This is a genomic window from Rhabdothermincola sp., from assembly GCF_036846205.1.
Lineage (GTDB): Bacteria > Actinomycetota > Acidimicrobiia > Acidimicrobiales > Acidimicrobilacustridaceae > Rhabdothermincola.
Genome location: NZ_DAIUCK010000144.1, coordinates 1 through 5,699 on the forward strand (window position 1 = coordinate 1; position 5,699 = coordinate 5,699).

The 5,699-nt window shown below is 68.8% G+C and carries 6 protein-coding genes; 4 read left to right on the forward strand and 2 right to left on the reverse strand.

Annotated features, from left to right (window positions below; translation table 11 throughout):
* Positions 1-186 (forward strand): hypothetical protein (locus V7004_RS14965; protein ID WP_334144994.1); only part of this gene is annotated, 186 nt, incomplete at its 5' end.
* Between the two features lie 55 nt (positions 187-241).
* On the opposite strand, the gene V7004_RS14970 is transcribed toward V7004_RS14965, so the two are convergent.
* Complete coding sequence (locus V7004_RS14970) at positions 242-1,159, reverse strand: SDR family NAD(P)-dependent oxidoreductase (RefSeq protein WP_334144995.1); 918 nt, start codon at positions 1,157-1,159, stop codon at positions 242-244.
* Positions 1,160-1,365: 206 nt separating this feature from the next.
* Positions 1,366-3,018: an acyl-CoA synthetase gene (locus V7004_RS14975; RefSeq protein ID WP_334144996.1), complete on the reverse strand. Its 1,653-nt coding sequence runs from the start codon at positions 3,016-3,018 to the stop codon at positions 1,366-1,368.
* 109 nt (positions 3,019-3,127) lie between these two features.
* On the opposite strand from V7004_RS14975, the gene V7004_RS14980 reads away from it, so the two are divergent.
* The 3 genes from V7004_RS14980 to V7004_RS14990 are packed head-to-tail and all read left to right on the forward strand — an operon-like array spanning position 3,128 to position 5,692.
* The gene (locus V7004_RS14980; RefSeq protein ID WP_334144997.1) at positions 3,128-4,300 is read left to right on the forward strand and encodes an acyl-CoA dehydrogenase family protein; all 1,173 of its coding nucleotides are present in this window, start codon (positions 3,128-3,130) and stop codon (positions 4,298-4,300) included.
* A gap of 37 nt (positions 4,301-4,337) precedes the next feature.
* Positions 4,338-4,610: a hypothetical protein gene (locus V7004_RS14985; RefSeq protein ID WP_334144998.1), complete on the forward strand. Its 273-nt coding sequence runs from the start codon at positions 4,338-4,340 to the stop codon at positions 4,608-4,610.
* A gap of 47 nt (positions 4,611-4,657) precedes the next feature.
* Entirely contained in the window at positions 4,658-5,692 is a 1,035-nt protein-coding gene (locus tag V7004_RS14990; RefSeq protein ID WP_334145000.1) for an LLM class F420-dependent oxidoreductase, read from the forward strand.
* Positions 5,693-5,699: the final 7 nt, after the last annotated feature.

The window sequence follows — 5,699 nt, forward strand, 5'->3', positions numbered from 1 at the left end:
GGGGTGATCTTCGGGGTGGTGCTGGCCGCGGCCATCCCCCAGAACATCATCAGCACCATCACCGTGCCCGTCGGCTGGCTGGTGGCGTTCGTGGTGGTGGCGGCGGCCTTCGGGGTGATCGCCGCGCTCTACCCCGCGGCCAGGGCCGGTCGCCTGAACGTCCTCGAGGCGATCGCCACGGAATAGCCGGGGAGCTGGACGGCGCCCCGACGCCCCGGGGATGCCGTCCAGCAGGGGACCCTCAGGAGACCTTGCCTTCCTTGCCCTCGGTGAGGATGGTGAAGATCTTCTTCAGTTCGTCGTTGGGGCCGTCGGGGATGATGTAGCCCTCCGTGTCGCGGATCTCGTCCCAGTGGTCGCGAACATCCTCGACGGTGAGGTCCTTCTTGAAGTAGCCAGGGGTGAGCCCGATGAAGAACCGGGCCACAAGCCCACCGGCGACCGAGTACACCTCGCCCGACACGTCGCACTCCTCGGACGCCAGCCAGCACACCACCGGGGTGACCGTGGCCGGGTCGAGCATGTCGCCCACCGGGCCGAGCAGCTCTTCGGTCATGCGGGTCTTGGCCACCGGCGCGATGGCGTTGGCCTTGATGTTGTACTTGCGCCCTTCGTTGGCCAGCACCCGGGTGAACCCGACCAGCCCCATCTTCGCCGCGCCGTAGTTGGATTGGCCGAAGTTGCCGAGCAGGCCCGAGTTCGACGACGTGTTGACCACTCGGCCGTAGCCCTTCTCGCGCATGACGACCCAGGCGGGCTGGGTGACGTAGAAGGCGCCGAGGAGGTGGACCTGGATCACCGGCTCGAGCAGGTCGGGGGTCATGTTGTGGAAGGTCTTGTCCCGCAGGATGCCGGCGTTGTTGATGACGATGTCGACGGTGCCGAACGCGTCGAGCGCAGCCTGCACGATGGCCTTGCCCCCTTCGGGGGTGCCGACGCTGTCGTGGTTCGCGACAGCCTCGCCACCGAGGTCATTGATCTCCGCCGCCACCCGCTCCGCAGGGCTGGCGTCGCCGCCCTCGCCGGAGACGGAGCCGCCGAGGTCGTTGACCACCACCCGGGCGCCCCGGCGGGCCAGCTCCAGTGCGTGCTCCCGCCCGAGACCGCCTCCCGCGCCGGTGACGATCGCGACCCTACCGTCGTAGCCGATGTCTGCCATGGCTTCGTCCATCCTCCCTGTGTGGTCCGGGGCAGCCTGCCCCTCTCCGTTCCGGCAGGTCAAACGCGTGCTGGGGCCCGCGTTTGACAGGCCGGTTGGGTGTGTGGGGTGGCTTGGGTGGGCCTCTTGCCGTTCTGGCAGGTCGAACGCGTGCTGGGGCACGCGTTTGACAGGCCGGTCGGGTGTGTTGGGTGGATCAGGGTCGGTCAGTCGAGGCTGACGCCGAGCTGCTCCGCGGCGTAGCGCTTGAGGCGCTTGTAGTCCACCTTCCCGTTGGGGGCTCGGCCGACGGTGTCGATGGGCACGACCCGCTTGGGGGCCTTGAAAGAGGCCAGGTGCTGCTTCACCCACCCGATCAGCTCGTCCTGGTCGAGGGTGGCCCCCTCCCGGAGCTGCACCACGGCGTTGACGGTCTCGCCGAACTTGTCGTCTGGCAGGCCGACGGCCACCGCGTCGAGCACGCTCGGATGGCGCTTGAGGATCTCCTCGACCTCTTCGGGGAAGACCTTCTCCCCGCCGGTGTTGATGCACACCGAGCCCCGCCCGAGGAGCGTCAAGGTGCCGTCCGCCTCGACCTGCGCGTAGTCGCCGGGCATCGAGTACGTCTCGCCGTCGATGGTCACGAAGGTGGCTGCGGACTTCTCCGGGTCCTTGTAGTAGCCGATCGGGGTGTAGCCACGGACCGCCACCCGGCCGATCTCACCCGAGCCGGGCTCGACGTCGCGCCCGTCGTCGGTGATCACCCGGGCGTTCTCGCCCAGGACGAACTTCGCCGTCTTGGACTCGTTGCCGGCGGTGGAGACGGACTGCCCGAGACCGATGGCCTCGGAGGAGGAGAACGCGTCGATCAGCATCATCGTCGGGTTGTGCTTGAGGAGCCCCTGCTTGACGGGCTCGCTCCACATCACCCCCGACGAGGTGATGAGGAACAGGCTGGAGAGATCCCATCGCCCCGGGTTGGCGTCGAGCTCGGCCAGGATGGGCTTGGCGAACGCGTCCCCCACGATCGTGAGACCCTGGATCTTCTTGGCCTCGATGGTGTCGAGGATCTCGACCACGTCGAGGTGTCGATTGGTCAGCGTCGTCACCGATCCGGCGTTCGACAGGGCGATGAAGGCCGTGAACTGGCCGGTCCCGTGCATCAGCGGGCACGCCGGGATCATCTGCAGACCCGGTCCCTGGATCGAGTCAGCGAGCTTGGCGTAGTCAGGCGTGGTCTCGGCGAACACCGCGTTCGTGGTGGGGAGCACGGCGTGGATGAGGTCGTCCTGGCGCCACATCACCCCCTTCGGCATGCCGGTGGTGCCCCCGGTGTACATCATGAGGATCTGGTGCCCGTCACGACCCCAGGGGGCGACGACCCGCTCGCCGGGCCCTGCAGCAGCGGCATCCTCGTAGGGTGTCGCCCACTCAGGGCAGGCACCGTCCCCGTCGTCGACCCACAGCCAGATGCGTACCTTCGGCACCCGGTGGCGGATGGCCTCGATCCGCTCGGTGAAGGTGCCGTGGAAGACGACCGCCACCGCGTCGGCGTTGTCCCAGAGGTAGACGAGCTCCTCCTCGGCGTATCGGTAGTTGGTGTTGACCGGCACCAGTCCGGCCTTGAACACCCCGAACATCGACTCGAGGTACTCGGGACAGTTGTAGAGGTACTGAGCGACCTTGTCCTGCTCCCCGGCGCCCGCGTCGAGCAGGGTGCGGGCGATGCCATCAGCTCGCCGATCGAACGCCGACCAGGTGATCTCCCGCTCGCCGTGCCGCAGCGCGACGGCGTCGGGCAGCTTGGTCGCACAGACCTCCCAGATCTCGGCGAAGTTCCAGCCCGGCATCGGTTCCCCCTGTGTCTCGGCGGCTGTCAACCGGGGGAGTGTAGGAGGGGCACTCCGGGAGGTCGGCATCGCTGACGGCACGTCAGGGAGCCGATCCACGGAATCGTGCCGGGCGCGGGGCGTCGCTAACCTCGCCGCCGTGGACTTCGAGCTCCCACCCGACGACGACCCTCGCCGGGCCGAGGTGCGCGAGTGGCTGGCTGCCCACCCCCACCCGACCGATCGGCAGCTCGCCGAGTCCGGGTACGTGGCCCCCCACTGGCCCAAGCCTTACGGCCTCGACGCGGACCCGATCCACCAGCTCATCATCGACGACGAGCTCAAGCGCGCGGGGGTGCGGCGCCCGTCGAACCAGATCGGCATCGGGTGGGCCGGTCCCACCCTGCTCCACGCAGGCACCCAGGCTCAGAAGGACCGCTACCTGCTGCCACTGCTCGCCGCCGAGGAGATCTGGTGCCAGCTCTTCAGCGAGCCCGACGCGGGGAGCGATCTGGCGAACCTGTCCACCCGGGCCGAGCGCGACGGCGACGTGTATGTGGTCAACGGGCAGAAGATCTGGACGTCGTTCGGTCACATCGCCCAGTTCGGCATCCTGATCGCCCGCACGAACCCGGATGCGCCGAAGCACAAGGGCATCTCCTACTTCATCTGCCCGATGGACCTGCCCGGCATCGAGGTCCGGCCGATCGTGGAGATGACGGGCGCCCACACGTTCAACGAGGTGTTCTTCACCGACGTGCGCATCCCGGCCGAGAACCTGGTCGGCGAGGAGAACGAGGGGTGGAGCCTGGCGAAGGTCACGCTGGGCAACGAACGGGTCTCGCTCTCCGGCGGCGGGGCGCTCTGGGGGCTGGGTCCGACAGCCGCCGACCTGCTCGAGCTGATCCGCTCCGGGGGTGGGCTCACCGATCCCGTCCTGCGGCAGCGGGCCGCGATGGTGCACGTCGAGTCGGAGATCCTGCGTCTCATCCGTCTGCGGACGGTGACCGCGGCCATCAAGGGCGAGCCGCCGGGCCCGGAGGCGAGCGTGCGCAAGGTGCTCGCCGATGAGCACGGCCAGCACGTCATGGCCCTGGCCAAGGATCTCTGCGGCGCTGAGGGGATGCTGTCGGAGGGGGACGCGCTGGGTGGGCAGGCCGGCTTCTGGCACTACGGCTTCCTGTTCAGCCAGGCGCTGACCATCGGCGGCGGCACCGGGGACGTGCAGCGCAACATCATCGCCGAGCGGGTGCTCGGCCTCCCGCACGACGTCGACGTCGAGGCCGGGATGACCTGGGCCGAGGCCCGGGCCGCGGCCAGCGACGCGCGGTAGGGCGCGCGGCAACGCGAGGAAAGGAGCGATCGTCACCATGGCCACGGTCACCAAGGACCAGGTGTTCAAACGGCACCAGAAGGTGGTCGCCGCCGTCGACCTCCCGCACGTGCCGGCCGGGACGCCCGGGCGCGTTCTGTACGTCGCCGGCGTCACCTGGATCCGGTACCACGTGTTGTTCGACAACGGGCAGGTCGTCAGCTCGCTCGATGCCACGCAGCTCATGAGCCGCGAGGACTGGGAGCGCAAGCAGTACGAGGAGCGGATCGCCGCCCGCAAGGCGTCTGCCCGGAGCACGGTCGCGGCCTGACCGCGCCCGTCATCCTTCGCACCGTTCACGACTGGGGGGAACGATCGATGAAGATCGGTATGCAGCTCGACTACTCGGGCGGCTTCAAGGCATCGGCCGCGCGGGTCGCCGACTACGAGCGGGCAGGTCTGGACATCGCCTGGGTGGCGGAGGCCTACGGCTTCGACGGGGTGAGCTTCATGGGCTACCTCGCACACGCCACCGAGCGGGTGCAGATCGCCTCGGGCATCCTGCCCATCTACACCCGCACGCCGACGCTGCTGGCGATGACCGCGGCGGGTGTGGATGCCATGTCGGACGGGCGGTGCATCCTCGGGCTCGGTGCGTCCGGTCCCCAGGTGATCGAAGGCTGGCACGGCGTCCCTTACGACGCCCCGCTCGGCCGCACCCGGGAGATCATCGACATCTGCCGGCTGGTGTGGAAGCGAGAGGAGCGGGTCACCTACAAGGGTCGCTACTACCGGCTCCCGCTACCGGAAGGTCAGGGAACCGGACTGGGCAAGCCGCTCAAGATCATCGCTCATCCCGTCCGTCCGGCGATCCCGATCTACGTGGCGTCGCTCGGCCCCAAGAACGTGGCCATGACCGCGGAGGTGGCTGACGGCTGGCTGCCGATCTTCTACATCCCCGAGAAGGCCGGTGAGGTCTGGGGTGACGACCTGGCGGCCGGCTTCGCCAAGCGCTCGCCCGAGCTCGGCCCCCTGGAGATCGCCGCTGGGGGCATCGTGGCGATCACCGACGACCCGGAGCCCATCCTCGACATGGGCCGGGGTCTGGCCGCGCTCTACATCGGCGGGATGGGCGCCCGGGATCGCAACTTCTACAACCAGCTCGCCTGCCGGTACGGCTACGAGGCCGAGGCGAAGGAGATCCAGGATCTCTACCTCGACGGGAAGAAGGCCGAGGCGGCGGCGAAGGTCCCGAGGGAGTTCCTCCAGCTGTCGAACCTGGTCGGGCCCGAGGGTTGGGTGCGTGAGCGCCTCGCGGCCTACCGGGAGGCCGGCGTGACGTGCCTGAACATCGTGCCGATCGACCCGAACCCCACGGCGCTCATCGAGAAGCTCAAGACCTGGACCACCTGAACCCCCC

Excerpts from the sequence above, each read along its gene's own strand:
- V7004_RS14985 (WP_334144998.1), top strand. The coding sequence starts at position 4,338 with ATGGCCACGGTCACCAAGGACCAGGTGTTCAAACGGCACCAGAAGGTG.
- V7004_RS14970 (WP_334144995.1), bottom strand. The coding sequence starts at position 1,159 with ATGGCAGACATCGGCTACGACGGTAGGGTCGCGATCGTCACCGGCGCG.
- V7004_RS14990 (WP_334145000.1), top strand. The coding sequence starts at position 4,658 with ATGAAGATCGGTATGCAGCTCGACTACTCGGGCGGCTTCAAGGCATCG.